Source organism: Dehalococcoides sp. UCH007 (genome assembly GCF_001010485.1).
Taxonomy (GTDB): Bacteria; Chloroflexota; Dehalococcoidia; order Dehalococcoidales; family Dehalococcoidaceae; genus Dehalococcoides; species Dehalococcoides mccartyi_A.
This window is the reverse complement of the sequence record NZ_AP014722.1, coordinates 1,415,717-1,440,669: the sequence shown is the minus strand read 5'-3', so window position 1 is coordinate 1,440,669 and position 24,953 is coordinate 1,415,717. Positions and strand designations below refer to the sequence as shown.

Sequence of the window (24,953 nt, the reverse complement as noted above, 5' to 3'; positions counted from 1 at the left end):
AATTTAGGAGGTTACACATGCCTAAGATCGGTCCTATGGAAATACTTATCATTGTTCTTTTGGTTGTAGTGGTGTTTGGTATAGGCAAGCTTCCTCAGGTTGGCGATGCTATCGGCAAAGGTATCAGGAATTTCAGAAAAGCTTCATCCGGTGAAGAAGAAAAAGAAGAAGTAGAAACCAAAGAAGAAACCAAGCCTGCTGAAAAATCCGAATAGACCAAATATAATCATGATAATCCCCTTCCCCGCATGTACGAAGGGATTTGTTTTGTGAACCTTTAAAAGGTTTTAAATAGGAGGTAGGCTATGCCTAAGATTGGCCCAATAGAGATACTTATTATCGTACTTCTGATTGTGGTGGTTTTTGGTGCCAGCCGTATTCCCAAAATCGGCGAATCACTGGGTAAAGCCCTGCACAATATCCGCAAGAAGAACGACTTTGAAGAAGAAACTCCCAAACCGAAGGTTGTTAAAAAACTTGAGGATGATGCAGTTTCCGCCAAAATAAATGAAAAGATAGCTGAGACTAAAAAAGAGTCTTAAGCCCTTATATCTTTTATAAGGCTAAAAAGTAAAATTCGCTAGTAATTTGGATTAAGGCGTTAAATTATGGATTTTCTGGGAATCGGCTTCGGTGAAATTATTATCGTGCTTATTGTGGCCACCCTTATTTTCGGGCCTGGCAAGATACCTGAGTTTGCCCGCCAAATCGGACAGTTCGTTAATTCGTTCCGCAAGGTAACCGGTGAAATGACCAGAGATTTTACCAGAGCTATAGATGCTGAAAATCTGGCTTCTCCCAGTAAAAAGAAAACCGGCAGTTCTACCAGTACCACCAGCAAATCCAAATCACTTGAAAATTTTCTAAACGGACCCGGAAGCGGTGGTAAAGCGTGAGCAGCAAAAACGAGACTCCCGAAGTAGAAGAAGAGGAACCCCCGGAAGAAGCTAAAGCCAAGGGCAAAATGCCTATCGGTGGGCATTTTAACGAGCTTCGCCAGCGTTTTACCCGCGGCATAATAGCTTTGGTGATGGGTGTTATGGTGGCCTTTTTCTTTGCTACCCCCATAATAGGCTTTTTAACTGCCCCCGGCGGTCCTGATTTCAAACCGGCCCAGCTGGGTGTTATGGAATATGCTTCGGTCTTTTTTAACGTATCGCTCTGGGCAGGCTTCATTATTGCTTCCCCTTACATACTGTATCAACTGATTGCCTTTATTACTCCGGCACTAAACCGCAACGAAAAGAAGTTTATTTTTATTGCCATACCGGCTGTAACCGTAATGTTTCTGGCTGGTTTGGCTTTCGCCTACTATGTGGCTTTGCCGCCTGCTTTAAACATACTGTTGCACTGGGGCGATGATGTTGTGCTCACTGTGGTTGGTATAAAAGACTATATGAATGTAGTCACCAGAATACTTATTGCGCTCGGACTCATATTTGAGACCCCCTTCATTATTATGGTGCTGGCAAGACTGGGCGTAGTATCTCCCCAGTGGCTGGCCTCCAAACGCAAAATCTGGGTAGTAATCGCTTTTGTCATTGCCGCTCTCATTACACCTACCTTTGACCCTGTAAATCAGACTATTATGGCCGGTCCGCTTATAGTTCTTTATGAGATATCCATCTGGCTGTCCAAACTGGTTTACCGCAAGAAGAGGGAAGTAAGCGAGTCTAAGTAATCCTTGACGATTTGAATTTCTCTAATAGATTAGAGTAAACTAGGTGTATTTAAAGAGGCTTGAATAAAGCCTCTCTCCTTATATACCCGGTTTGAAGGGTAAATGATTGAAATATTTCAATAGGGTTATTTCAAATCGCAGCAGGATAGTTACATTGCTGGCTTTGTTAAGCTTGGGGCTTGCCGCTTTGTATGGTTTTACCCACCAGGATTTAGGCTACAAGGAATACATTCCTCAGGTTGTGTCTGCAGATTCCGAATATACCGAATTGATGGCTACCAGTCAGGGTGTGCTTTACGGCATACTGGACGATGAAGGCCAGATGGAAAGCTACGTTACTATTTCACAGGGACAGGGTTACGGCGGCCCTCTGCTGGTTGCCCTTGACTGGAGTCTTGACGGTATTATCCAGCAGATATCAGTTCCCGTTCAGCACGAGGACCTTCCCTGGTGGCGGGTTCTTGAAGCCAGACATTTTTTTGAACAATATATAGGCCGCGGTTACGAAGAACCTATCCAGATACACGAAGATATAGATGCTGTTTCAGGGTCTACTGTTTCTTCAAACGGGGTAGCCATGGCTGTCAAGGCCGGCCGGCTTCTGATAGTAAAAGAGCTGGGTTCGGACTATAAAGACCCCCTGCCCGGTATAAAATTCGGTTTACCGGAGTTGCTGGTATGTTTGGGGCTGGTCTTTGTTTTCTGGGTGCGCACTTTCAGGCCGTTTAAAAACCCCAAATATGCCCGTTATCTGGCTCTTGCCTACAGCTTCTTTATAGTGGGTATCTGGCTTTCAGTACCCCTTAGCCTGAACAATATCTCCAGTTTTCTGGTAGGTTATGCCCCCAGCCTTGAGCAGTTCATAATCTTTTATATTGTAGTTTGGGGGATACTGGGGCTGGCTATTCTCTTCGGCAAAAATTACTACTGTTACTGGATGTGCCCTTTCTCTGCTGTTCAGGAAGGTCTTCATTTTATCGGAGAAGGTGTCTCGCCTTCCGCCAATGCCCAGAAACGTTTTAAGTGGGTTCGCTACTTGCTGCTTTGGTTGGCATTGATGCTGGTGTTTATATTCAGAGCGCCAAATATATCAGGTTTTGAGCCGTGGAATTTACTTTTCAGCCTGAAAGGGGACTTTCAGGAATGGATACTCATGATAGCCACATTGGTAGGTGCTCTGCTGTTCTACAATTTCTGGTGCAATTATCTTTGCCCTGTAGGGGCTTCACTGGATATAATAATCAAGGTGCGTAAATGGGTGGGGAATAAATGGAAAAGCCTGTTAAAGAAAAAAGCAAGGCGATAGATATATTTCTGACTGTCATGGTGTCATTCTGTGCGCTGTTCAGTCTGGTAGTCATATTTGTAAAAGCGTCAGGGCTGATAGACTGAATTTTCAGGTTTAAACGGAAGTCTTTGGTACCCGCCTGAGCTTGCCAACAAAATATATGCGTGATAAACTTACTATTTAGTTGTACTATTATCAGTGAATTATTTATCTGATAATAGTCGTTAATAAACATTCATTTCTGGGGTACATGGACGAGTAGCAAGGTGTCTCAGAAAGTGAGGCGGTCATTAAATGCAGAGCAGTTTCTGGAAACTACACGGTAAAAAAGCGCTTATAATATTTGCCATTATCTCTGTAGTTATAGCCGGAGTGATAGGCAAGGTTTCTGCTTCGCCTGATGTTGAGCAGTATCTATCAAAAGTTATCCCTGAAGCCTCCAGCTTTAAAAAACTGGCTGACCGTGCATCAGATGATCTTTATCTCTTTGCCGCCCTTGATTCTGCCGGCAATCAGATTGCTTATGTTACTTCCGGCAAGGGTTTGGGTTATGCTGGCCCTATGACGGTTGTAGTTGCCTGGAGCAACGAAGGCGTTATTTTGGCAATGGATGTACCCCAAACCAACGATACCCCTGCCTGGTACAACAGACTTGCCGCCAATGATTATTTTTCCCAGTTTATCGGACGTTCTTATCAGGATCCTTTACAGCTTAATGAAGATATAAACGCGGTTTCCGGGGCTACCCGTTCCTCAACCGGTGTTGATACTGGTGTCCGCGAAGGCCGTCTGATACTCTCCGAACAGCTTGGCAACCCCTACCCCGTCCCCCCTGAACCTATTAATTTCGGGCTGGCCGAGGTATTCTTTATTGCCGGCATTGTGTCCGTATTTGCCCTGCGGATGGTGCCTGCTTTACGCAAGGTACATGTACTGCGTTATATGAGTTTGCTGATAGGGCTGGCAGTATTCGGTATCTGGCTGTCTGTGCCGTTAAGCCTGGTGAATTTTATCGTCTTCCCCACCGGCTTTGCTCCCAGCTGGCAGAGCAATATGCTTCTCTATCTTATGGTGTTCGGTATTATCGGGGCTGCGCTCGTTTTCGGTAAAAACCTGTGGTGTTTCTGGATGTGCCCATTCTCTGCCATCCAGGAAGGCCTTAACTTTATCGGCGGCGGCCGTACCCGTCCCATTACCCGCACTCAGCTTGCCATGCGTAACACCCGCTATGTCATTCTCTGGCTGATAGTAGTGTTGGTTTTAGTTTTCCAGTCCCCTCAAATGGCAGTATTTGAGCCATGGAATACCATCTTTAGTCTGAAGGGTGCGCTGGACCAGTGGCTTCTGGTTATAGCTACTCTGGGCGTGTCTCTCTTCATACATGACTTTTGGTGTCATTATCTCTGCCCTGTAGGCGCTACCATGGATATAATACTTAAAATACGGAAAAGCACTATTGGGCTGGTTAAGAATTTTTCCAGCAAATAGCTAAAAATAAAAAGCATAAGTTTTTACAGCACCGGACATGATTTTTTGGATGTTTAGTGCCGTGGAGGATAATAACGTGAAGAATAAATTAACCAGAAGAGATTTTATCAGGATTTCGGCCGTGGGAGCTGGGGTTTTGGCTGCCGGAGGTTTGGGTGTTAAAGAGTTGATAACCTCTGCGGCTGAATGTCAGTATTCTGAGACCAAAGCTCTTTTGGGTACATATATCACAATTACTCTGATAGACAGTAGCCAGGACAATGCCAAAGCCAAGGTTAACGATACTTTTGCTGAAATTGAACGGTTGTCTTCTGTATTTAACCGCTTTGATGTTACCTCAGAACTTTACCGCCTGAACAAAAGCGGTCAGGCTATAGGCGCTTCAAGCGAATTTGTCTCGGTCCTTTCCAGTGCCCAGTATTGTGCCGAACTTAGCGGCGGGGCATTTGATCCCACTGTACTGCCTGCGTTGGACCTTTGTCAGGACAGCTTCGCTAAAACCAAGCTGCCTCCCTCTTCTTCCCGGCTTGATGAAGTAAAATACCTGGTTGATTACCGTGAAATGTCTATCAAGGGTAAAGATATAATCTTGGGCAGGAACGGTATGGCTATTACTCTTGATGGTATTGCCAAGGGTTACATTGTAGATATGGCAACCTCCTATCTGCGCGGACGCGGCGTCAGCCAGATAATAGTTGAAGCCGGCGGAGATTTGGCTCTTCAGGGCATGCGCGAAGACGGCCAGCCTTGGAAAGTGGGTATCACCCACCCCAGAGCGTATACCGGTTACTATGATGTTATCCAGTCTTCAAATGCCTGCATGGCCACTTCCGGTGATTATGAAAATGCATTCACTCCGGATTACAAGTATAACCACATCATTGATCCCCGCACTGGTTTTTCACCGCAGCAATTGTGCAGTGCCACGGTCATTGCCCGTGATACCCTGCTGGCGGATGCTTTAGCTACTGCTGCTATGGTAATGGGGGTAGACGAGACCCTTAAACTGCTGGAAAGTTTGGACGGGGCAGAAGCTCTGCTGATAGATAAAGACCTGAAGAGCTATACAACCAGCGGTTACCGTGTCCTTAGCGAACATCTCGGTACCTGATTCATTGATAAAGGTATTACTAAAATGAGGACAATTGACCAAAAGTCAGGGAGCCCTCATTTTTTATAGCATTTGTTTAATCCCAGAATTGCCTTTTTCTTGACAAAAATTCATTATTCATATAGCATAAACGTGTTTCCTAATCTTATTAATAAAAATAATACTACTATTAGTGGTTAGTTTTTGGAGGCTAATGCAATGAAGTTGTCAGCCCGTGGCAGGCATTCCATGGAAGCCATGTTTGACCTGGCGGTTCATTACGGTGAAGGCCCTATTTTGATTCGTGATGTCGCCCAGCGGCGAAAAATATCCGAACAGTATCTGGCCCAGCTTTTTATTCCCTTGAGGATAGCTGGATTGGTTAGAAGTGTCCGCGGGGCAAATGGCGGTTTTGTACTGGCCAGAGATCCCAAAGAAATAAGACTGAGTGATATAGTAAAAGCTACCGAAGGCTCTACCTCCCCTTCAGAGTGTGTGGATGACCCCAGAGTTTGCTGGCGCGGTGAAGGTTGTATTACCCGCAATGTTTGGCTGAAGATTAAAAAAGCCACAGATGAAATTCTGGATTCTATCAATTTGGAGAATTTGGTACAGCAGTGGAAAGAAAGCGGTTCACCTGAAGTTCCTCTGGAGCTGAGCATTTAAAAGTCCCCTGCAGCTAGTATTTCAGGTTCCCTTTTAATTAAAACAGTGTCCTATTTCCGGTAAGGATATTTCTAAAATAACCTGCCGGAAATTTGGTTTTCAGGGTATTAAAATGTGGCTGTTTTTCATGTCTTTCGGGCAGAATTGGTCTCGGGAGATATTTCAGGTATAATTTACCGATATCTGTATCCCCTGTAACCAGTATCATAAAGGAGCAAATGAATATGCCTGAAATGCCTGAAATAGGTAAAATATCACCGGACATCTTCAGGGAACTTATCTACCCCAGGCTTGGGGCGGCTTCACAGGATGTGCTTATAGGTCCCAGGAGCGGGGTTGATTCCGCTGTAGTCAATATGGGCGGCAAGGCTGTTTCCCTGACCACAGACCCGGTCTTTATCGTGCCCGAATACGGCTGGGAGAGAGCGGCTTGGTTTGCCATACATATCCTCCTTTCAGATTCGGTTACCTCAGGTTTAAAACCCAAATACCTTACCATAGACCTTAATCTGCCTATGGGTATTACCAAAGACCAGCTGAGTCTGGTCTGGCAGGTCATCCATGACCAATGTGCCCAAAATGGTGTATCTATAGTAACCGGGCATACCGCCCGATATGAAAACTGCAGTTATCCTTTCGTTGGCGGGGCAACTGTAATCGGCGAAGGTGAACTAAACCAGTATGTTGGCCCCGAATTTGTAAAACCCGGAGACAAAATAATCATTACCAAAGGGCCGGCTATAGAAGCCTGCGGTATTTTTGCGGCCATGTTCCCCGGTTATCTGGCCAAAAAATTCGGGGCTGATTTCAGCCTGAAATCTCAGGGTATTTTTTATAAAATGAGCGTGGTGGAAGATGCTCTGGCAGCTGTCTCCGTGGGTGTCCGGGATAACGGGGTAACTGCCATGCATGATGCCACAGAGTGCGGTATCTGGGGGGGGTTGTATGAAATAGCCGAAGCCGCCGGCCTGGGTGTTACCATAGAAAAAGACAAGATTGTGGTTGAAGACGGGGTGAAGGAAATCTGCACCCTGTTTGGAATAGACCCGTATGCTTCCATAAGCGAAGGCACTCTGCTGCTTACCTGCCGTGCCCACCGGGCAGAAGAAATCCTTTCAGCTATGTCTGCCAAGGGTATCAAAGCCTCGGTAGCCGGTGAAATAACACCCTCAGGCAGCGGTATGAAACTGGTTGAAAACGGGCAGGTAAAGCCTCTTATTCATCCGCAGGTTGACCCGTTCTGGAAGGCCTTTTATAATGCTCTGGAAAAGTATAATGAACTGGAAGGCAAAAAATGATGCAGGACAAAGTTACCCCGCCCTCCTATTACAAGACAGATTACTGGAAACGTTATTCTAAAGTTTACGACTTTTTAACACGTGTACTTTTTATACCCTTCGGCGGCGAAGAACGCTTTCGCCGCAAGTTTGTAGATGAGGCCAATATTCAACCCGGTGACAATATCATAGACATGTGCTGCGGCACAGGTGCAACTACCCGTCTGGTAGCCGGAAAATTAAAAGATGGTCAGGTAACAGGTGTTGATCTGTCCCCGGATATGATGGCCAGAGCCAAAGAAAAAGTAACGGGCATGCCTGTGGTTTTCCGTCAAGCCTCAGGTGACAACCTGCCATTCCTTGAGGGTACTTTCGATAAGGCTTTCGTATCTTACGGTTTGCATGAAATGCCCACCCCTATCCGCCGTGAAGCAATTAAACAGATTTATAAAGTGCTCAAACCGGGGGGTGTTTTCAACGTGCTGGACTATAATCTTCCCCAGGGTATCGGTGGGTTGGGTATCAGGGTATTTATCCGTGTATTTGAGGGCTTGCCGGCCTACCAGATGATGCAGCCGGGGATCTTAAGCGGTGAACTAAAGGATGGCGGATTTGAAATCCTTAACCGCCGCCAGCGTCTTTTAGGCATGTTCCAGATTATTCAGGCGCGTAAACCGCTTTAGCCTAAAATTGTACTGCTTCAGATAAACCAGCCCGGCTGCAAACCATAGAGTTTAGCCGGGTTTGCCATATAATATAGGTTTTTATATCCTTCGGGTGGTAAAATTAGGCCGTAAGGGGCAGATATATGTACAGAGAGCTTATTTCGCACAAGATAGCGGAGCTGAAAAAAGAGCGTAAGGCCGTTATACTGGCCCACAACTACCAGCTTGGAGAAATCCAGGATGCGGCGGACTTTGTGGGTGACTCGCTGGAACTGGCCCGTAAGGCTGCCAATATTGATGCCGAGGTGATAGTGTTCTGCGGAGTCCATTTTATGGCTGAGACAGCGGCTATACTCAGCCCCGAAAAGACAGTCCTTGCACCTGAGCCAAAGGCCGGCTGCCCCATGGCGGATATGATAAGCGGGGCAGAACTCAGGGAATTTAAAACTCGTTATCCCGGTCTGCCGGTGGTTTGTTATGTTAACTCTACTGCGGAGGTCAAGGCGGAGTCTGATATCTGCTGTACCTCTGCTAACGCCGTAAAAGTGGTGGAAAGCCTGAAATCAGATACGGTTTTGTTTGTGCCTGACCAGTATCTGGGGGCTTTTGTCAAAGAACGCACCAGCAAAAAGATAATAAGCTGGCCGGGTTATTGCCCCTGCCATGCCCGTATAAAGCCCGAAGATATTCTAAACTTAAGAAAACACTACCCAAAAGCTAAAGTAATAGTCCATCCTGAAAGCCGGCCTGAGGTAACTGCTTTAGCGGACCAGGTTTTATCTACCGGACAGATGGTATCTTATGCTGCCCGGGCAGACGTCAAAGAGCTTATTGTAGGCACAGAAATAGGTATGCTCTACCGCCTGCGTAAAGAAAATCCAGACAAGCTCTTTATACCGGTATCTGAACAGGCTGTGTGCGCTAATATGAAAATGACCACCCTGCCCAAGCTGCTTGCCAGTCTGGAAAATATGCAGGCAGTGGTAAGTGTGCCGGAGGAAATCCGGCGTAAGGCAGCGGGTGCGGTAGAACGAATGCTGAAGGTGACTTAAAAGGGTGAAGACAAATTCATTCCTGGTAGTCTTCATAACCGCCAAAGATGCAGAGGAAGCCGCCCTTATCTCAAAGGTGCTGCTTACCCAGCGCAAAGCGGCCTGCGTCAGCATTGTTCCGCGGGTAAACTCGCAGTATTGGTGGCAAGGGAAAATAGAGGAATCAGCCGAAAGCCTGCTTATTGTTAAAACCCGCCAGTCCATGCTGGATTCCCTTATAGAGGTAGTGCATGAGGTTCACAGCTATGAAAACCCCGAAATATTGGCATTGCCGGTAGCCGGGGGTAGCCCGGAATATCTGGACTGGCTGGATAAAGAACTTTCTGCCCCGCCGGATATTCCGGAATAGCCAATGGGTGCTATAATGTGTGCTTAAATGATAAAAGATATTAGAAACGTTTTCAGCAAAGACCCGGCTGCCAGAAGTGTGGCAGAGGTTCTTTTTTGTTATCCCGGTTTGCATGCCCTCTGGTTTCACCGGGTGGCAAACTGGCTTTGGCGGCACAAGCTCCATTTCTGGGCGCGCTGGCTTTCTCATTGCGGGCGGTTCTGCACCGGCATTGAGATTCATCCGGGGGCAAAAATAGGCCAGCGTTTTTTCATTGACCACGGGATGGGTGTAGTTATTGGTGAAACCTCTGAAATTGGTGATGACGTGCTTATGTACCAGGGCGTGGTCTTAGGCGGCACCAGTTTATCCAAAGGTAAACGTCACCCTACTATCTGCAGCAATGTGGTTATCGGCACAGGTGCGGTAGTGCTGGGCGGCATTACAGTGGGCGAAGGGGCAAAAATCGGGGCAGGTTCGGTAGTGACCAAGGATGTTCCGGCCGGGGCAACTGTAGTGGGTATACCGGGGCGGGTAGTTGAAGAATCACGCCGTATGGTTCTTGATTTGGAACACGGCAAGCTGCCGGATCCGGTAGCGGATGCCTTAAAAGTGGTGCTGGCCGAACAGCAAAAGCTGATGGACAGGCTTGCCCAGCTTGAAAAAAACAGCGGGCTGAAAGTGCCTCAGGATGAGCTTCGCGGGCAGATACGTGAGATTATGAAAGAGTTTAACCTCTGACTTTTTAAAAGAGATTTTGCGGATACAATAAAAAGGGGCGGTTTTACGCCCCTTTAATATTTCGGTCTAACAGCTCATTTATCAGGTCTGGTGGGTTTTGCCGCAGTGCGGGCACTGTATTTCCTGCCCCTTTAAGCCGGGTGGGATACGCAGCCTGACCCCGCAGTCACAATCTACCGTCTGGTATTTATTCATATTCCAGAGGGCGTTTGAGGTTTCGCGGGCGCGGCCGATTTCAGTAGCCAAAGGCCCTTCGTCCGAAGCCTCCCGTATAGTCTCGGCGTGGTCAAGCTTGATAGCGGTAGGCGGTATAACATGCCCGCCTTTTACCTGTTTAAAGGCCTCGTCATAGTTGTGGTAGGAAGCTCCGTTCATAGACCGCAGAATCCGTATCCGCTCGCTTATGGGGGGATGGGTGGAAGTCAGGTCAGCGGCGGCTTTTCCCTTGGCCCTGAAGGGGTTAATTATATACATGGGTGCGGTAGCCTGGTTGGCTGAGCGCAGCTGTGCGGTAGAAGCCCCCAGCTTTTCAAGGGCGGAAGCCAGCCCCTCCGGGTAACGGGTATACTGGGCAGATGACGCATCTGCCAGATATTCGCGTTTGCGTGAAATGGCAAAATATATCAGCTGGGCAAACAAGGGTGCCAGTATAATAAGCAGCAGTGCCGCCACCATCAAGATAGCCTGAGCCCCGCCGCCGCCCCCTTCGTTTGAGGAAGAACGGCGTGACCCTCCGCCGAAAATAAACATCCGTGAGCCGTACTGGGCTAAAATAACTATAGTCCCCAAAAGGATACTGCACCATACCATCAGTGAGACATCCCGGTTTTTGATATGGGCCATTTCATGCCCTATCACACCCTGCAGTTCATCGCGGTTCAGCTTCTGCAGCAGTCCGGAAGTAATGGCAACTGAAATATGGTTTTTGTCCCGTCCGGTGGCAAAGGCGTTTAAGGCGGGGTCATCAATGATATATACCTTGGGCATGGTATCCAGCCCGGAGGCAATCTTCATTTCCTCCACCACGTTGTAAAGGCGCGGATGGTCAGCCGGTTTTATCTCCTTGGCATTAGCCATGCCCAGAAGAATACTGTCGCCCTGGGTCAGGGCTACCAGATTCATAATTCCCCACAGGACAAGGGCAATTACCAGTCCCACCAGACCATTTTCGGTAAAGGCCATGCCCAGAGCGTAGCCCAGAGCTACCAAAATAAGCCCCATGCCGATAACCAGCATAATGGAACGGGTTTTATTGGATTGTATCTGTTCCCACATATCGGTTTAAATCCTGTTTAAAACTTTACCTTGGGAGCCTGGCGTTCCTCTTCTACCTTGACCTCAAAAAATTCGCTGGCCTTGAAATTAGCCATGCCGGCCACAATGTTTGAGGGGAACATTTGGGTTTGGTTGTTATATTTCATAACCGAGTCATTGTAAAACTGGCGAGCAAAACTTATCTTGTTTTCAGTAGAGGTCAGTTCTTCCTGCAAAGCCAAAAAGTTCTGGTTAGCTTTCAGGTTGGGATAGTTTTCAACTACTGCCAGCAGGCGTGAGAGGGCGGAAGACAGCTCACCTTCGGCCTTGGCTCTGGCTTCCACACTGGTAGAAGTGGATAACTGCTGGGCCAGATTACGGGCATTGGTCACAGACTCAAGGGTCTGCCGTTCATGGGTCATGTAGCCTTTGACTGTTTCAATCAGGTTGGGTATTAAATCATAGCGTCTTTTTAGCTGGACATCTATCTGTGCCCAGGCGTTTTTGACTTGGTTCCGCAGGCCTACCAGTCCGTTGTATACACCGGCAAACCACAGTCCCAGTATCAGTAACAGTGCTAGAATAACTATAAGTGCAATCCACATATTTTCCTCCCTATGTTCTTTGTATACTAAAAATTATCTGATTATCTGGCTTTAAAGACTTCTTTCAAGAAATCCACTGCCGGTTGGTTGGTATTTTTACTCAAGCGGGTAATAAGCTGGTCCACCTCCCCCCCGTCAAAAAACATGCCATGTCCCGACGGACAGTCGTCTGTTATGAGAAGGGGGTCTTTTAACAGGGCAGTCTTTTTCATCTTACGGCGGCAGATGGGACAGTGGCGTTTTGCCTCATGGCTATCGGTTATTTCCTCTATCTTTTGGACAGTACTCAGATTTACTTCATTCAGCAGCAAACCAAGTTCTCCGGCGTCAAACCAAACCCCGTGACAGGCTGGGCAATAGTCCAGCTCTATCTCGTGGTACTCTACTACCAGCATATCTTTAGAGCAAGCCGGGCAAATCATAGACTTCTCCTTATATAACGTGTCTCTTAGTGTATGGATAGGCATATGTTCTTGTCAATGGGCGGATAGTTGATAATCAAAGCTGGAGAAAGCAGGGTGAATGCATGCGGATAAATAATAAATGGCGTTATTGAAGAATAAACAGGGTGACTGGCTCTTAAAAAGGCTGCGGCAGCAGTTTTTATAAAACAGGGTTCAGGCTAAGTTTGGTTTCGGCGGGCAATAAGGCAGGCTATACAACCTAGCAGCAGGATAACAGACATGCCGCCCATGCCGATAGTAGTGTTGCTTATTGGGCCAAAAAAATGCCCGCTGGCAACCAACGGCGGAATTATTTCCAAGGCGGTCAGGAAACCCAACACCAAACATATACCCCCGAGTATAGCCAGAAGCAAAGCCAGTTTGTTCATTTGAGATTGACCTCTTAAATAAAACACTACCGTGACTAATTTAAGCACAAAAAATGCCTACTGGCAATAGATAGTATCGTATTCGGAAAAGTGATTAGCAAAAGACCTGCAAAAAGAAAAGCCCCTTGCGGAAAAACACCGTCAAAAGGGGCTTTTTAGCTTCAGAAAGTGGTACCCCTGGGGCGATTCGAACGCCCGACACGCGGTTTAGGAAACCGCTGCTCTATCCTGCTGAGCTACAGGGGCACGCAACAAAATCATATTATAGCTGAAAATTGGCAAGGCGGGCAATTGCCCAGCAGGCAGGTGTCGGTCCGTTCAGGTAAAATACATGCCCGCTTCAAGAGAATAACGGGCATGTATAACTTCTACTTGTTTCTAGCTAAGCAGCTTACTGCCCTTGGGTGTCAGGTGATATTTGCCTTCTTTTTCTTCGGCCAGACCTGCTTCAGTCAGGGAGCGTACCCCGCTTTTGACCCGATACAAAGGCAGACCTGCAAAAGGAGCTATTTCTTCGGGTGTGCCGGGATGTTCCTTTATAGCTTTCAGTGTTTGTCGGCCGCTGGCGCTCAGACTTCCGTCAGATTCAAAACAGGGCATTTTATTCTCCTAGAGATTTTTCTTGCATAAATACCAGTCTATGCATTCATACCCCTGCCCCATTCTTTCTTCAGCCATTTCCTGGGTAGAAGGCGGCGGCACTACTACTTTGTCACCGGGATGCCAGTTAGCCGGCAGAGCTACTTTGTTTTCGTCAGCAGTCTGGAGTGCGTCAATCACCCGCAAAATCTCCCGCATATTTCGTCCTACGTTCATTGGGTAGTACATGATGAGGCGTATTTTCTGGCCGGGGTCAAGTATAAATACACACCTTACAGTTTCGGTTTTACTCTGTCCGGGGTGAATCATGCCGTAAGCAAAAGACACTTCTTTGTTCAGGTCGGCAATAATGGGGAAGGGTATCTTTACTCCGGTTTTTTCTTCAATATTTCTTACCCAGGCAATATGGGATGAATTGCTGTCGACGCTTAATCCAAGCAGTTCGACCTCACGTTTTTTCAATTCTGGGTAAATCTCGGAGAAGGCAATAAATTCAGTGGTGCAGACGGGAGTAAAATCTGCAGGGTGGGAAAAGATAATGAGCCACTGGCCTTTGAAATCTTCCAGTTTCAAAACACCGTGAGTAGTCAAGGCTTCAAACGGGGGTGCTATGTCCCCGATACGGGGCATGGCGTAGGTTACTTCTTCCATCTTGTCCTCCTGTTTTAGTTCACCTGAATATCTGCCTTAGACTATTGCAGGCTAAATGGTGTTTAGTAAACACCCTCTTTATAGTGTAGCACCGGTATCATCTGCCTGACAGTGGGGTGTTTAAGTCATACTCAAAGTGACTTGAACTTTTATACTTATTATCAGGTAAAACGGCGTCAAAATTACGTAGTTGCACGTATTTAACCCAGCTACGGCTCTGCTAGACTTAATCCACTGCATTTCCCTGCGGCGGCTGCTAAAGTTACTTGGTACAGGTATTAGCCTTCCAGTTTTTGTCGCATTTCTTATGAAATGCCTCGAGGAAGATATAAAAGTGGTGTTTAAAAGTATAACGGGTGGGTTAAAACCAGACGGGGCAGCACTTGGTTGACAGGTATAGGTTATGTTATAGACGGAGCTCGTAAAAACCGGGCAGGAGGCAAATATGAGGGTGCTTGTAGTAGGCGGAACCGGCTTTCTGGGGTATCATGCAGTACTGGAATTGGTACGCCGGGGGCATCAGGTATCTGTAGTGGCTTTGCCGCCCATGCCTTCAGACCATCTATTCCCCCCATCGGTTGAGGTGTTTTTTTCAAATATCCGCAATCTTAATCACGGCATGCTACTGGCTATGCTTAAAGGTCAGGATGCGGTGGTCTATGCCGCCGGTGCTGATGACCGGATAGTTCCCAAATCGCCTGCATATCTTTTTTTCCACAAGGCTAATGTTGAAGACTGCCTCCATTTTTTCTCTGCTGCCAAAGAAGCCGGGGTAAAAAGGGGTGTGTTTTTAGGCTCGTATTTCTGCCACTTTGCCAAACTCTGGCCGGATTTGCGCCTTGGTGAATACCACCCGTATATTGAAAGCCGCCTTGAACAGGAAGAAGCTATTTTTAAGTTGGGCGGAAATGAAATGGCTATCTGCGGCTTGCGTCTGCCTTATATATTCGGGAGGATGCCCGGCCGGATTCCCCTTTGGAGACCCTTAATAAAATACCTTAATTCCGGCTGGTGGCTTTTTTATCCCCGCGGCGGTACAAACTGTGTTTCGGCGGCAAGGGTGGGAGAAGCTATAGCTGGAGCGGTGGAAAAAGGGCAGGCGGGGCACAGCTATCTGGTGGGTGACGAAAACCTAAGCTGGGATGCATTGCTTTCCAAGTTAGGCGTAATCTTGGGTAAACCCAAAAAGGTTATTCATTTGCCGGGTTTTATTCTGCGTCTGGCTGCTTTTGGTATCAAAAGCCTGCATCGTTTGCAGGGGCGGGAATCAGGGCTTGATCCTGTCCGTTATATAACTTTGCAGACACGCAATACCTTCTTTGACCCTGCTCTTTCGCGAAAAGCCTTGGGATATGGACAAGGCGGATTGGATACCGCTCTGAAAGAAACGGTAGATGCCTGTCTGGAAATCCCGCCGGAAGAAACCCCGCAATGAAAGTATTAGTAAGCGGGGCTTCCGGCCGCATGGGCAACGTACTGGTCAGGGAGCTGATAAAATCAGGCTACGGGGTAAAGGCTTTAATCAAACCGGGAGATGCCGCACAGGCTATCAGAGGGCTGGATATTGAGCGGGTGGAGGGTGATGTAACTGTTTATTCCTCTGTTCTGGACGGACTGAAAGGGTGTCAGGCAGCTTTTCATCTGGCAGGTATAGTTTCCATAGTGCCGGGGCAGGAAAAAGAGCTTTACCATACCAATGTAAACGGGGCAGCCAATATGGCGGATGCCTGTCTGGAGTGCGGGGTAACCCGCTTGCTTTACACCTCCTCAATCCATGCCCTGTCCGAACCTCCGCCGGGTGCGGCCTTTACCGAAGAGCAGGGTTATCATCCGTCTCATTTCCCGCCGGGATACAATCGCAGTATGGCTCAGGGGGCGCTAGAGGTGCTTAAGAGGCTATCTGACGGGCTCTCAGGTGTTATAGTTTGTCCCAGCGGGGTTATAGGCCCGTATGACTACACTCCATCTGAAATGGGCAGAGTTTTGCTGGATTACGCTGGCGGAAAACTGAAAGCCTATGTAGACGGCGGTTACGATTTTGTCGATGTACGGGACGTGGCTGCCGGTATGATAGCCGCCTTTGAGAAGGGGCAGAACGGGCAGAGCTATATACTTTCTGGACAGTATGTCAGCATCAAGGGCTTGTTTGAGATACTGGGCAGGCTTAGCGGGGTTAGCCCTCCCCGTTTCAAAGTTCCTTATACCCTTGCCAAGCTGGGGGCTTATATAAGTTATCCGTATTATCGTCTAACCCGCCGTTCTCCTCTTTTTACCTCTTACTCACTGGAGGTACTGCAGAGTAATGCCAATATCAGTTCGGCTAAAGCCCGCACAGTGCTTGGGTTTTCCCCCCGTCTGGCGGAGGAATCTCTGGCAGACGCCTATTTGTGGTTTAAATCTATGGGCTATTTAGGTGATTGAAGTTGGTATACAAGTTTTATAAATTTATATACTTAATGGCTTGTGTTTAATCTTATATTTTGTATACTATTAATAAAAATAATAAAAACCGGTGAAATATGGACGGATTTGAAAAACGCAAGACCCAGAGCAAAGAAGCTATCCTGAAGGTTGCCCTTGAATTATTTGAGCAGCACGGCTTTAGCCGGGTTTGCATACCGGAAATAGCCCGGCAGGCGGGTGTTTCACCCGTGACGGTCTATAACCATTTCGGAAACAAGGAAGAACTGATAAAGGAAATATTTAAAGTCTTTCTGGACAATCTCCTAGACAGTTACCGTAGGATAATAGAGGCAAAGATGCCGTTTGAGGAAAAGCTGGAGACTTTGTTTTTCAGTCAGGAGGCCTTTACCCAGCAGTATCAGGGTGAACTTATGGAGACTTCGGCTAAACGTTATCCGGTAGTGCAGGAGTATATTGATGATTACTGGGGAGAGCAGCGGGACAATCTTATCGGCAAGCTCTTGGCCGAAGGTAAAGCCGGCGGGTATATCAGGCCGGACCTCAGCCTGCAGGGTTTTTTCTTTTATTACCAGATAGTCAGACGGGGTGTGTATGCCATACCTAATATCGCTGAAAGAATGCTGAACAAACCCCATCTTATGCCGGAGGTTATCTCAGTGGCTATCCACGGCTTGCGCGGTTAGCAGAGTTTTGGAGTATAATCTGGCTGTAGATATAGAAATTCGGAGTGGAAAGAAACCCCTATGCTGATTGAATTTACGTTGGATAGTCTGGTTATGTTGGCTATTGTGGCGGCTGTGGCTCTGGCGTTATTCCTGCTGGTGAATAAGTTATTTTCTAAATTTATCCGTAAAGATGAAGAAAAAAAGTTAAGCCTGCTTAGAAATGAGCTTAAATCAATCCGCTGGCCGGTTTTGCTGATTATCTGGTGTATTGCTTTATATATTATAGCTGAAAACCTGACTATTGAAGTCGAACTTGGCAAACAGATTTCCAAAGCTTTGGAATTACTGATGGTGGCCCTGACCCTGTGGATTGGGGCAGGACTTATAGAGGGGTTGCTTAGCTGGCTTAAGACCGAAATACCCGGCAAGGCCAAGTCAAAGGTAAACGACCATATTATAGACAGCCTTCGTTTCATCGTGCCATTTTTGGCACTCCTGATGCTGGTTGTTGCTGGTATAAACGTATACGGAGTGGCTGCAGACGGGTTGACTGTTTGGCTGGGTACTCACGGAGTTAAGCTGTTACTTATCATAGGTCTTATTATTGCCGGTGTGTATGCCGTCAGCCGTGGTGTGCCGGCGCTTATCCGCGGGATAATGTTTGGAGGGATTGCCAAACCTAAAGAAGAGGCTAAAAAGCGGGCTGATACCCTTATCGGGGTGGCTGTTTCCACTGCCGAAGTTGTAGTGGTGGCCATGGGGGCTTTTGTAGCCCTGTCCGAGGTGGGGCTGGATATCGGGCCGATACTGGCCGGGGTTGGCGTTCTGGGTGTAGCTATCGGTTTCGGTGCCCAGAGTTTGGTAAAAGACTACCTTTCAGGTTTGTTCATAATACTGGAAAACCAGTATTCAGTGGGAGATGTCATAAAGGTAATGGATGTTGTGGGTGAGGTGGAATTTATAGATTTACGCCGTACTATCGTGCGTGACCTGGATGGGGTAGTTCACGTGGTTTCCAACGGCGAAATACGGATAACCAGCAACTACACCAAATACCTTTCGCGTGTTAATTTCGATATCAGTATCGGCTATCAGGAAGATATAAACCACGCTATAGATGTTATAAACAAGGTATGTGCCGAATTCACCAGTGAGCCCGAATGGAGTAAATCCGTAGTTAAAAATTCACTCGGGGTACTCCGTGTAAATAAACTGGGTGATTCCGGGGTAGATATAAAAGTTTTGGGTGATGTCAAACCGGGTACTCAGTGGGCAATCAAAGGCGAGCTCCGCAAGCGGATAAAACTTGCTTTTGACCGTGAGCATATTGAAATACCCTGGCCGCATACCAAGGTATTTTTCGGCAATGCTTTGCCGTCTACCAAAGTTCAAATTCCCAAGGTGCCGAATGAAGAACACCCGGATATTGATACCGAATCAGAGTAGTTACGGTTTTAGTTGGTAAATAAAAATCAGGCAGTCTTCAAAAGACTGCCTGATTTGCGTTTTGCCCGAAGGAATTATCGGGGTTTATTCAGATTACTCAGGTGGATTACCTTTTTTTCAGGTGTTTTGTATTTAGTACCGCTTCTGTTTGGTCTGGCATCACCGGGAAAACGGGTGGTTACCGAACTGCTGTAGCTGCGTTTACACCCGGTTGTTTTGCATTCCGGACAGGTCTGGGGGGTATCCCTGTCATCTACCTTCAGGTTTATTTCAAAAACATGGTTGCACTTGGGGCAACTAAACTCATATATTGCCATGCTTATATCTCTCCAGAACGTTTGTATAGAGTATTTTAGAAAAATAGAACATGGTTGTAAAGTGCTGCCTACCCTATCAGGTTTGTGCGGGAAATATCTCATACAGGCAGTATATATGACGGGCAGATGAAATAATCAACGGTCATTACGGCTTTCTTCGGTTGGTGTATCATCCAGCTTTTCGGGGTGGAAAAGTGCCATATGAAGAACGCAGGCAGCTGTAGCCCTGTTGGTAGCCAGTGGAATATTATGAGCATCACATACCCGCATCAGAGCAGTAACATCCGGTTCATGGCTTTTACGTTTTAGCGGGTCCCGCAGGAAGACTACGGCTTTGATTATACCGCTGGCTACAAATCCCCCCAGTTGCAGTTCACCCCCGTCAGGGCCGCTTTCCTTGAGTATCACCGGCAGTCCGGTGTGTTTGCGGATAAGCTCGCCGGTGCTTTTCGTGGCAATAAGGTGATGCCCTTTCATCAAGTGGGCATATGACGTAATCAGCTGCAACATGTCTTTCTTGCAGTTATTATGGGCAATGAGACCCAGGGTAATCTTTGGTTCTTCCACTTCATATCACTCCCGAGGGTGTCTCGTCACTTACTGTAAGTGTGATTCTAGCATCACATTATTAAGCCACTGCTAAGCGGACATTAAGATTGTGTTAAATTTGAGGGGCTGTTTAAGGTATATTCCGTTATGTAAAATAGTTTAGGGCAGCCCAGCTTTGGGAGTGTTTTGACTTTGGACAGGGCAATATCTAGAATATAAATCTACTATTTACATAGAGATAGAATAGAGGAGCCTACAGGGGCTCTTTATCTTTTTACGAGGATTTGTATTTTAAAATGACAGCGGGTTTATTGCTTGGCGGCGGGGGGTTACTTCTTGCTGCTGCCCTGACGGGCATAGTGTTAAATCACGGCAGGAAAAAGGTTTGGCAGGCGGTGCTGTGGCTGATTATAACGGCTGCGGTATGCCTGATTTGCGGGTCTTTACCGGTATTTTTCGGCAGTCCGCTTGATATTCTCCTCTGGAGTATCGCACCCGGGCTGGACATAGCCTTTCATTTTGACCATCTGGCATCGTTTTTTGTCATAATAATCAGCCTTATTTCGCTTTGTGTAGCAATATACTCTCTGGGATACAACCATCACCTGTCTTCCAACGAACGTGCCAACCTGCTTTCAGCTGTTATGAGTGTTTTCATACTTTCCATGGTTGGGGTGGTGGCCTCAGCCAATACCTTTAGTCTGTTATTCTTCTGGGAGATAATGGCGCTTAGCTCCTTTTTCCTGATGATGAATGATTATCAGGGGGTATTTACCCAGCGTGCAGGCGTCTATTATTTTGTGCTTACCCAGCTAAGCACTGTTTTCCTGATGATGATGGCTGTGGTTATGTATATCCAAAACGGTAGTTTTGGACTCAGTCTTTATGGTGCATCATCCGGTATTCAAAGCCTCGTTTTTATACTGGCATTTCTGGCCTTTGGGATAAAGGCCGGTATCATACCCCTTCACAAGTGGTTGCCGTATGCCCATTCTGCCAGTCCTTCCAACGTCTCCGCTCTTATGTCCGGAGTAATGCTCAAAGTGGCTGTTTATGGTCTGGTACGTTTCCTTACGGATATTCTCAGCCCGGAAATATGGTGGGGGGTATCAATACTTCTGCTGGGGATGATAAGTGCCTTGCTCGGCATTATCTATGCATTTAAAGAACATGACCTTAAAATGCTGCTGGCTTTTTGCAGTATAGAAAATATCGGCATTATTATGATGGGTATCGGGCTGTATGTTATTTTCGGTTGCTACGGGCTGGATACTATGGCTATGCTGGCACTCGGTGCGGCCTTATTTCACAGCCTGAACCATGCCATCTTTAAAAGTCTGCTGTTTATGACTGCCGGGTCGGTGGTGATTGCGGTAGGTGACCGCAATATTGAAAAAATGGGCGGGCTGGTGAAACTTATGCCCTATACCACGGTTATCTTTCTAGTTGGGGCGGTTTCCATATCCGCTCTGCCTCCCTTCAATGGTTTTATGAGTGAGCTGATGCTCTTTGAGTCTTTTTTCCAGTCCTTCTCTCTGGCCGAAAGCAGTATAAAGATACTTCTTTTCAGTGTGCTGGCCATACTGGCACTTACTTCGGCTTTGGCGGCAGCCTGTTTTGTAAAGGCCTTTGGGGAGGTCTTTCTGGCTATACCCCGCAGTCAGGAAGCGGCTTCTGCCAAGGAAGTTTCAGAAAGTATGATTATAGGGCCGGCTATACTGGCAGTTGCCTGTCTGGTACTGGGTCTTTTTACTGTTCCTATATTCGAAATGGCAGGTTACAGTTTTGACTTACCGGATATGTCACTGGTTGGCCTGGTGCTGGTTATATTCGGGGTTTTGGTCTTCGGTATGGTCAGGCTGTTTTCCCCCCGGAAAAGCCGCCGGAGTGAGACCTGGGCTTGCGGATATATCCGCCCCACCCCCCGCTTTGAGTATACCGCCGCCGGTTTTGCCGAACCTCTTTTCCAGATATTCCGGCTGATATACCGCACCCGCCACTACAATGAACGCAGTTACGAAGATAACCAGCAGGCTATTTTCAAGCAGGGCAAGTCCGCCATTCACACATTAAAGTTTTTTGATGAGTATATTTACCTGCCAATTGCCGGTTTGTTCGGGCGTATTTCCCGTTACGTATCCCGCCTGCAGGACGTTGATTTGGGCAGCCATATCCTGTACAGCTTTATAACCGTTCTGCTGGTTATACTGGCGGCAAGGTGGCTGTGGTGAGCTTAAATCTGGTGTTATACGGTTTTATAAATACCGCTCTGGCCCTGCTGGTATCTCCCCTCTTTATCAGCCTTATTAAAAAGGTCAAGGCTTATGCCCAGGGACGGGTGGGGCCGCCCCTTTTACAGACCTATTACCAGTTGTACAAGCTTTTCAAGAAGGAAAGGGTTTATTCCTATCAGACCTCATTCATAATCCGCCTTACCCCATACCTGAGTTTGGCATTTATGATGGTGGCGTCTCTGTCTGTGCCTCTGGTCTTTATACCTGCGGCAGACCCCGGTCTGGGCAATATCATCTTGTTTTTATACCTCATGGTTATGTCCCGCTTTTTCATGGCGCTTTCGGGGCTGGATGCCAGCAGCAGTTTCGGCGGTATGGGCAGTTCACGGGAGATGACTCTTGCCGCCATTATAGAGCCGGTGATTATTATCGTATTCGGGGCGCTGGCATATGTGCTTCAGACAACCAGCCTGTTTGATATGTTCGCTCAGGTGCGGGAAAGCAGTTTCCTGTCCAATCCCAGCCTGATACTTACCGGTATTTCTCTATTTATAATCCTTATTGTAGAAACCTCCCGTATACCGGTAGACAACCCTGAAACCCATCTGGAACTGACTATGATACATGAAGCCATGACGTTGGAATACTCCGGGCCGGATTTGGCACTGATAGAGCTTTCACATGCCCTTAAGCAAACCCTGCTGATGGGGGTGCTTTTAAATATTATAGCTCCCTGGGGGCTGGCATCAGCACCTGCGGCAGGCGGGATAGCAGTAGCATTGCTGGCTTTTGTGATAAAGGGCAGTCTGCTTGCGGTGGGAGTGGGTATATTTGAATCCCTTATGGCAAAATTCCGCCTTTTCAGGGTGCCGGGGCTTTTTATGCTGGCCTTTTTCTTTTCCTTTATCACCGTACTATTCAAGTTTTTGGCGTAGAAGATGTTAGAAAATATACCTTTAAACGACATACTGAAAATACTGCTGGTGCTGGTTCTGGTTACGTCCTCACTGGTTTTATGGCAGCGCAGTCTTGTTAGCTTGTTCAAAACCTATGCCTTGCAGTCACTGCTGGTGGCATTGGTAGCTCTGGCATTTTTTATACATGACGGCCACCTGACCCTGCTTTTTATTGTCCTGCTCACTCTATTCGGCAAGGTCTTTCTGATACCCCGCATATTAAACCGGATACTTTACCAGATGAATATCAGGCGTGATCTGGAGTTCCGCTTCCTTTACCCTGTCAGTTCGCTGATAGTTAGCATTCTGCTTATCTTCGGTGTCTATCAGGTGTTTTCAAACCTTCTGGGCGAAGTAATGCCTGAGCGGCTGTTTACTTTGGGGGCGGTTATAGGGGTGTCCATGGCACTAATGGGCATGATGGTCATCTTCAGCCGCAAGAAAATGCTGACCAAGATAGTAGGCTACCTGAGCATGGAAAACGGGGCCATACTGTTTGGTTTATTCGTAGCGGAACTGCCCTTTATACTGGAAATACTGGTCCTGATAGACTTGGTGATACTGGTACTGCTGCTTACGGTGCTGGCTTTCGGCATAGATTCAACTATAGAGGATTTTCACCCCCGCTTTACGCCGCTGGGTGAATGGTTCAAGAAAAAGTAATGGAAAACCTGATACTGCTGGCTTATATTTTACCTTCACTCATTCTGGGCGGAGGGTTGCTGGGACTGCGTTTAGTCAGGGGCAGCTTGTCCCCGAAAATGCTGGCCGGATTCAGTCTGGGGCACGGCTTGTGGCATCTGGGGCTGAGCCTATGGGTACTTTTAGTTTTACCCCTGCCCCATTATTTCATGGAAAGCCGTTACTTATTCATTGACCGGCTGGGTATATTTCAGGTATTGATTGCTTCAGTGGTGTTTATACTGGCGGCACTTTATTCCCGCGGTTATGTCAGCCATCTTATTTCAAATAAAGAGCTGGATACGGAAAACCTGCCCGTTTTCTATCTGGGTTTTAACCTGATTCTTGCCGTAATTACCTTTGCCTTTTTTGCCAATAATCTGGCCTTATTCTGGCTGTTTTTAGAGCTGAGCACGCTTCTTTCCGCCCTGCTCATTGCCACCTTAAATGCCCGTGACAACCTGGTGGCCGCTTTGAAGTATATATTTATTGCCTCTACCGCCATGATATTTGCCTTCATCGGGCTTATTATTCTTTTCTCCCTTACCCGTCAGGTGAGCGGTACAGGCACTTTGAACTGGGACGAACTGGCTGGCTTAGCTCCCCTGCTTTCACCATCGGTGCTGGGTTTAAGTGCTTTGCTGATACTGACCGGGCTGCTGGCTAAGAGCGGGTTAGTCCCTTTGCATAACTGGCTGCCGGCGGCTTATGCCAAAGCCCCATCAGTGGTTACCGCCCTGATGTCTGCTACCGTGCTGAATATAGGCATAGTGGGTATTCTCCGCCTGAGTGCCCTCCTTTGCCAGAGCCAGATAGGCGAAACTTTTTCAAATGTGCTGATAGGTTTAGGTATACTCAGCATAGGGGTAGCTGCCTTTAGTATGCTTTCCCGCCGCAACTTGAAGAAACTAATTGGTTTTTCCAGCATAGAGCATATGGGTATCATGCTGCTGGCTATAGGCATAGGTACACCTCTGGCAGTATTTTGGATGCTTTTTCATACTTTGGCACATTCGCTGGTCAAGAGCGGGCTGTTTTTTTCGGCCGGGATTATCCGCCGCCAATACGGCAGTGACCGTTTTGACCGTATATTTGATATATTCCGCCTCCAGCCGGTGGCTGCCTGGGGTGTTATTATGGGCAGTGCCGCTATCACCGGCTTGCCTATGTTCCCGGTCTTTTTGTCTGAACTGAATGTCCTTATCCAGCTAAGCGGTATTTCGGTCTGGCTGGTGCTCGTGGTACTCTTTTTCCTGTTGCTGGTGGCTTCCTCATTTGCCATTTTTTTGCTTAAAGCCTTTACCCGCAGTGAACAAACTGCCGACCGCCCTGTTTTCCGAACTCCCCTGACTATGAAACTGCCGGTTTATGTTATTATGGCCGGAGTAGTGTTTTTAGGTGTTTTCCAGCCTCCCGTACTGGCTGATTTTCTAAGCCAGATAGTCAAAGGTTTAGGTTTTTAA

30 protein-coding genes and 1 tRNA gene are annotated in these 24,953 nt (G+C 47.3%); 22 read left to right on the top strand and 9 right to left on the bottom strand.

All coding sequences use genetic code 11. The features are described from left to right. The first annotated feature begins 17 nt into the window (after nt 1-17). The 14 genes from tatA (at nt 18) to cysE (ending at nt 10,276) form a co-directional block, all read left to right on the top strand. Nucleotides 18-215, top strand: coding sequence for a twin-arginine translocase TatA/TatE family subunit (gene tatA, locus UCH007_RS07565; protein ID WP_012882714.1), 198 nt, complete (start codon nt 18-20; stop codon nt 213-215). A gap of 90 nt (nt 216-305) precedes the next feature. Next, on the top strand, nt 306-542 hold the full coding sequence (locus tag UCH007_RS07560) for a twin-arginine translocase TatA/TatE family subunit (RefSeq protein ID WP_012882713.1): 237 nt from the start codon (nt 306-308) through the stop codon (nt 540-542). Nucleotides 543-608: 66 nt separating this feature from the next. Further along, nucleotides 609-896 carry a Sec-independent protein translocase subunit TatA/TatB gene (locus tag UCH007_RS07555; protein WP_023652925.1) on the top strand — a complete coding sequence of 96 codons (288 nt, stop codon included), beginning with the start codon at nt 609-611 and terminating at the stop codon, nt 894-896. Next, entirely contained in the window at nt 893-1,681 is a 789-nt protein-coding gene (gene tatC, locus UCH007_RS07550; RefSeq protein WP_012882711.1) for a twin-arginine translocase subunit TatC, read from the top strand. The genes UCH007_RS07555 and tatC overlap by 4 nt, the downstream gene beginning before the upstream one ends. Before the next feature lie 154 nt (nt 1,682-1,835). After that, nucleotides 1,836-2,987, top strand: coding sequence for an FMN-binding protein (locus tag UCH007_RS07545; protein WP_046961481.1), 1,152 nt, complete (start codon nt 1,836-1,838; stop codon nt 2,985-2,987). Further along, complete coding sequence (locus tag UCH007_RS07900) at nt 2,951-3,073, top strand: hypothetical protein (RefSeq protein ID WP_023652923.1); 123 nt, start codon at nt 2,951-2,953, stop codon at nt 3,071-3,073. The genes UCH007_RS07545 and UCH007_RS07900 overlap by 37 nt, the downstream gene beginning before the upstream one ends. 190 nt (nt 3,074-3,263) lie before the next feature. After that, nucleotides 3,264-4,457: a 4Fe-4S binding protein gene (locus UCH007_RS07540; protein ID WP_023652922.1), complete on the top strand. Its 1,194-nt coding sequence runs from the start codon at nt 3,264-3,266 to the stop codon at nt 4,455-4,457. 76 nt (nt 4,458-4,533) lie between these two features. Beyond that, a complete protein-coding gene (locus UCH007_RS07535) occupies nt 4,534-5,568 on the top strand; it encodes an FAD:protein FMN transferase (protein ID WP_046961480.1) in 1,035 nt (344 codons plus the stop codon). Nucleotides 5,569-5,766: 198 nt separating this feature from the next. Then, nucleotides 5,767-6,213: an RrF2 family transcriptional regulator gene (locus UCH007_RS07530; RefSeq protein WP_012882707.1), complete on the top strand. Its 447-nt coding sequence runs from the start codon at nt 5,767-5,769 to the stop codon at nt 6,211-6,213. 224 nt (nt 6,214-6,437) lie between these two features. After that, complete coding sequence (locus UCH007_RS07525; protein WP_046961478.1) at nt 6,438-7,511, top strand: AIR synthase family protein; 1,074 nt, start codon at nt 6,438-6,440, stop codon at nt 7,509-7,511. Next, a complete protein-coding gene (locus UCH007_RS07520; protein WP_046961477.1) occupies nt 7,508-8,173 on the top strand; it encodes a class I SAM-dependent methyltransferase in 666 nt (221 codons plus the stop codon). Before UCH007_RS07525 ends, UCH007_RS07520 begins: the two co-directional genes overlap by 4 nt. A gap of 125 nt (nt 8,174-8,298) precedes the next feature. Beyond that, complete coding sequence (gene nadA, locus UCH007_RS07515; protein ID WP_046961476.1) at nt 8,299-9,207, top strand: quinolinate synthase NadA; 909 nt, start codon at nt 8,299-8,301, stop codon at nt 9,205-9,207. Nucleotides 9,208-9,211: 4 nt separating this feature from the next. Next, nucleotides 9,212-9,556 carry a divalent-cation tolerance protein CutA gene (gene cutA, locus UCH007_RS07510; protein ID WP_046961475.1) on the top strand — a complete coding sequence of 115 codons (345 nt, stop codon included), beginning with the start codon at nt 9,212-9,214 and terminating at the stop codon, nt 9,554-9,556. Nucleotides 9,557-9,583: 27 nt separating this feature from the next. Next, nucleotides 9,584-10,276 carry a serine O-acetyltransferase gene (gene cysE / locus UCH007_RS07505; RefSeq protein ID WP_046961474.1) on the top strand — a complete coding sequence of 231 codons (693 nt, stop codon included), beginning with the start codon at nt 9,584-9,586 and terminating at the stop codon, nt 10,274-10,276. 81 nt (nt 10,277-10,357) lie between these two features. On the opposite strand, the gene UCH007_RS07500 is transcribed toward cysE, so the two are convergent. The 7 genes from UCH007_RS07500 to UCH007_RS07470 form a co-directional block, all read right to left on the bottom strand. Further along, on the bottom strand, nt 10,358-11,551 hold the full coding sequence (locus UCH007_RS07500; RefSeq protein ID WP_041331611.1) for a M48 family metallopeptidase: 1,194 nt from the start codon (nt 11,549-11,551) through the stop codon (nt 10,358-10,360). A gap of 17 nt (nt 11,552-11,568) precedes the next feature. Continuing rightward, the gene (locus UCH007_RS07495) at nt 11,569-12,135 is read right to left on the bottom strand and encodes a LemA family protein (protein ID WP_012882700.1); all 567 of its coding nucleotides are present in this window, start codon (nt 12,133-12,135) and stop codon (nt 11,569-11,571) included. A 41-nt stretch (nt 12,136-12,176) separates the two neighbouring features. Beyond that, nucleotides 12,177-12,557 (bottom strand): zf-TFIIB domain-containing protein, encoded by a 381-nt coding sequence (locus UCH007_RS07490; RefSeq protein WP_046961473.1) that lies wholly within the window; start codon nt 12,555-12,557, stop codon nt 12,177-12,179. Between the two features lie 200 nt (nt 12,558-12,757). Beyond that, nucleotides 12,758-12,967: a hypothetical protein gene (locus UCH007_RS07485; RefSeq protein WP_023652912.1), complete on the bottom strand. Its 210-nt coding sequence runs from the start codon at nt 12,965-12,967 to the stop codon at nt 12,758-12,760. A gap of 169 nt (nt 12,968-13,136) precedes the next feature. After that, nucleotides 13,137-13,213 (bottom strand) — tRNA-Arg (locus UCH007_RS07480). Between the two features lie 132 nt (nt 13,214-13,345). Beyond that, nucleotides 13,346-13,567, bottom strand: a complete 222-nt coding sequence (locus UCH007_RS07475) for a hypothetical protein (protein WP_046961472.1) — start codon at nt 13,565-13,567, stop codon at nt 13,346-13,348. 9 nt (nt 13,568-13,576) lie between these two features. After that, the gene (locus UCH007_RS07470; protein ID WP_046961471.1) at nt 13,577-14,218 is read right to left on the bottom strand and encodes a peroxiredoxin; all 642 of its coding nucleotides are present in this window, start codon (nt 14,216-14,218) and stop codon (nt 13,577-13,579) included. Nucleotides 14,219-14,663: 445 nt separating this feature from the next. On the opposite strand from UCH007_RS07470, the gene UCH007_RS07465 reads away from it, so the two are divergent. The 4 genes from UCH007_RS07465 (at nt 14,664) to UCH007_RS07450 (ending at nt 18,753) form a co-directional block, all read left to right on the top strand. After that, entirely contained in the window at nt 14,664-15,653 is a 990-nt protein-coding gene (locus UCH007_RS07465; protein ID WP_046961470.1) for an NAD-dependent epimerase/dehydratase family protein, read from the top strand. Continuing rightward, a complete protein-coding gene (locus UCH007_RS07460) occupies nt 15,650-16,639 on the top strand; it encodes an SDR family oxidoreductase (protein ID WP_046961469.1) in 990 nt (329 codons plus the stop codon). The genes UCH007_RS07465 and UCH007_RS07460 overlap by 4 nt, the downstream gene beginning before the upstream one ends. A gap of 194 nt (nt 16,640-16,833) precedes the next feature. Then, nucleotides 16,834-17,325: a TetR/AcrR family transcriptional regulator gene (locus UCH007_RS07455; protein WP_411814592.1), complete on the top strand. Its 492-nt coding sequence runs from the start codon at nt 16,834-16,836 to the stop codon at nt 17,323-17,325. 60 nt (nt 17,326-17,385) lie between these two features. Continuing rightward, nucleotides 17,386-18,753, top strand: a complete 1,368-nt coding sequence (locus UCH007_RS07450) for a mechanosensitive ion channel family protein (protein WP_023652901.1) — start codon at nt 17,386-17,388, stop codon at nt 18,751-18,753. 74 nt (nt 18,754-18,827) lie between these two features. Here UCH007_RS07450 and UCH007_RS07445 read toward each other — a convergent pair whose 3' ends face one another. Then, nucleotides 18,828-19,070 carry an FmdB family zinc ribbon protein gene (locus UCH007_RS07445; RefSeq protein WP_012882686.1) on the bottom strand — a complete coding sequence of 81 codons (243 nt, stop codon included), beginning with the start codon at nt 19,068-19,070 and terminating at the stop codon, nt 18,828-18,830. A 135-nt stretch (nt 19,071-19,205) separates the two neighbouring features. Then, entirely contained in the window at nt 19,206-19,637 is a 432-nt protein-coding gene (locus UCH007_RS07440) for a methylglyoxal synthase (protein WP_023652899.1), read from the bottom strand. Nucleotides 19,638-19,915: 278 nt separating this feature from the next. On the opposite strand from UCH007_RS07440, the gene UCH007_RS07435 reads away from it, so the two are divergent. The 4 genes from UCH007_RS07435 to UCH007_RS07420 are packed head-to-tail and all read left to right on the top strand — an operon-like array spanning nt 19,916 to nt 24,953. After that, nucleotides 19,916-21,850, top strand: coding sequence for a proton-conducting transporter transmembrane domain-containing protein (locus UCH007_RS07435; RefSeq protein ID WP_046961586.1), 1,935 nt, complete (start codon nt 19,916-19,918; stop codon nt 21,848-21,850). Beyond that, complete coding sequence (locus tag UCH007_RS07430) at nt 21,847-22,788, top strand: respiratory chain complex I subunit 1 family protein (RefSeq protein ID WP_046961468.1); 942 nt, start codon at nt 21,847-21,849, stop codon at nt 22,786-22,788. The genes UCH007_RS07435 and UCH007_RS07430 overlap by 4 nt, the downstream gene beginning before the upstream one ends. A 3-nt stretch (nt 22,789-22,791) precedes the next feature. Next, the gene (locus UCH007_RS07425) at nt 22,792-23,472 is read left to right on the top strand and encodes a hydrogenase-4 component E-like protein (protein WP_023652896.1); all 681 of its coding nucleotides are present in this window, start codon (nt 22,792-22,794) and stop codon (nt 23,470-23,472) included. Beyond that, entirely contained in the window at nt 23,472-24,953 is a 1,482-nt protein-coding gene (locus tag UCH007_RS07420) for a proton-conducting transporter transmembrane domain-containing protein (protein WP_046961585.1), read from the top strand. The genes UCH007_RS07425 and UCH007_RS07420 overlap by 1 nt, the downstream gene beginning before the upstream one ends.

Excerpts from the sequence above, each read along its gene's own strand:
- tatA (WP_012882714.1), top strand. The coding sequence starts at position 18 with ATGCCTAAGATCGGTCCTATGGAAATACTTATCATTGTTCTTTTGGTT.
- UCH007_RS07560 (WP_012882713.1), top strand. The coding sequence starts at position 306 with ATGCCTAAGATTGGCCCAATAGAGATACTTATTATCGTACTTCTGATT.
- UCH007_RS07555 (WP_023652925.1), top strand. The coding sequence starts at position 609 with ATGGATTTTCTGGGAATCGGCTTCGGTGAAATTATTATCGTGCTTATT.
- UCH007_RS07900 (WP_023652923.1), top strand. The coding sequence starts at position 2,951 with ATGGAAAAGCCTGTTAAAGAAAAAAGCAAGGCGATAGATATATTTCTG.
- UCH007_RS07540 (WP_023652922.1), top strand. The coding sequence starts at position 3,264 with ATGCAGAGCAGTTTCTGGAAACTACACGGTAAAAAAGCGCTTATAATA.
- UCH007_RS07530 (WP_012882707.1), top strand. The coding sequence starts at position 5,767 with ATGAAGTTGTCAGCCCGTGGCAGGCATTCCATGGAAGCCATGTTTGAC.
- UCH007_RS07525 (WP_046961478.1), top strand. The coding sequence starts at position 6,438 with ATGCCTGAAATGCCTGAAATAGGTAAAATATCACCGGACATCTTCAGG.
- UCH007_RS07520 (WP_046961477.1), top strand. The coding sequence starts at position 7,508 with ATGATGCAGGACAAAGTTACCCCGCCCTCCTATTACAAGACAGATTAC.
- nadA (WP_046961476.1), top strand. The coding sequence starts at position 8,299 with ATGTACAGAGAGCTTATTTCGCACAAGATAGCGGAGCTGAAAAAAGAG.
- cysE (WP_046961474.1), top strand. The coding sequence starts at position 9,584 with ATGATAAAAGATATTAGAAACGTTTTCAGCAAAGACCCGGCTGCCAGA.
- UCH007_RS07500 (WP_041331611.1), bottom strand. The coding sequence starts at position 11,551 with ATGTGGGAACAGATACAATCCAATAAAACCCGTTCCATTATGCTGGTT.
- UCH007_RS07495 (WP_012882700.1), bottom strand. The coding sequence starts at position 12,135 with ATGTGGATTGCACTTATAGTTATTCTAGCACTGTTACTGATACTGGGA.
- UCH007_RS07490 (WP_046961473.1), bottom strand. The coding sequence starts at position 12,557 with ATGATTTGCCCGGCTTGCTCTAAAGATATGCTGGTAGTAGAGTACCAC.
- UCH007_RS07485 (WP_023652912.1), bottom strand. The coding sequence starts at position 12,967 with ATGAACAAACTGGCTTTGCTTCTGGCTATACTCGGGGGTATATGTTTG.
- UCH007_RS07475 (WP_046961472.1), bottom strand. The coding sequence starts at position 13,567 with ATGCCCTGTTTTGAATCTGACGGAAGTCTGAGCGCCAGCGGCCGACAA.
- UCH007_RS07470 (WP_046961471.1), bottom strand. The coding sequence starts at position 14,218 with ATGGAAGAAGTAACCTACGCCATGCCCCGTATCGGGGACATAGCACCC.
- UCH007_RS07465 (WP_046961470.1), top strand. The coding sequence starts at position 14,664 with ATGAGGGTGCTTGTAGTAGGCGGAACCGGCTTTCTGGGGTATCATGCA.
- UCH007_RS07460 (WP_046961469.1), top strand. The coding sequence starts at position 15,650 with ATGAAAGTATTAGTAAGCGGGGCTTCCGGCCGCATGGGCAACGTACTG.
- UCH007_RS07450 (WP_023652901.1), top strand. The coding sequence starts at position 17,386 with ATGCTGATTGAATTTACGTTGGATAGTCTGGTTATGTTGGCTATTGTG.
- UCH007_RS07445 (WP_012882686.1), bottom strand. The coding sequence starts at position 19,070 with ATGGCAATATATGAGTTTAGTTGCCCCAAGTGCAACCATGTTTTTGAA.
- UCH007_RS07435 (WP_046961586.1), top strand. The coding sequence starts at position 19,916 with ATGACAGCGGGTTTATTGCTTGGCGGCGGGGGGTTACTTCTTGCTGCT.
- UCH007_RS07425 (WP_023652896.1), top strand. The coding sequence starts at position 22,792 with ATGTTAGAAAATATACCTTTAAACGACATACTGAAAATACTGCTGGTG.
- UCH007_RS07420 (WP_046961585.1), top strand. The coding sequence starts at position 23,472 with ATGGAAAACCTGATACTGCTGGCTTATATTTTACCTTCACTCATTCTG.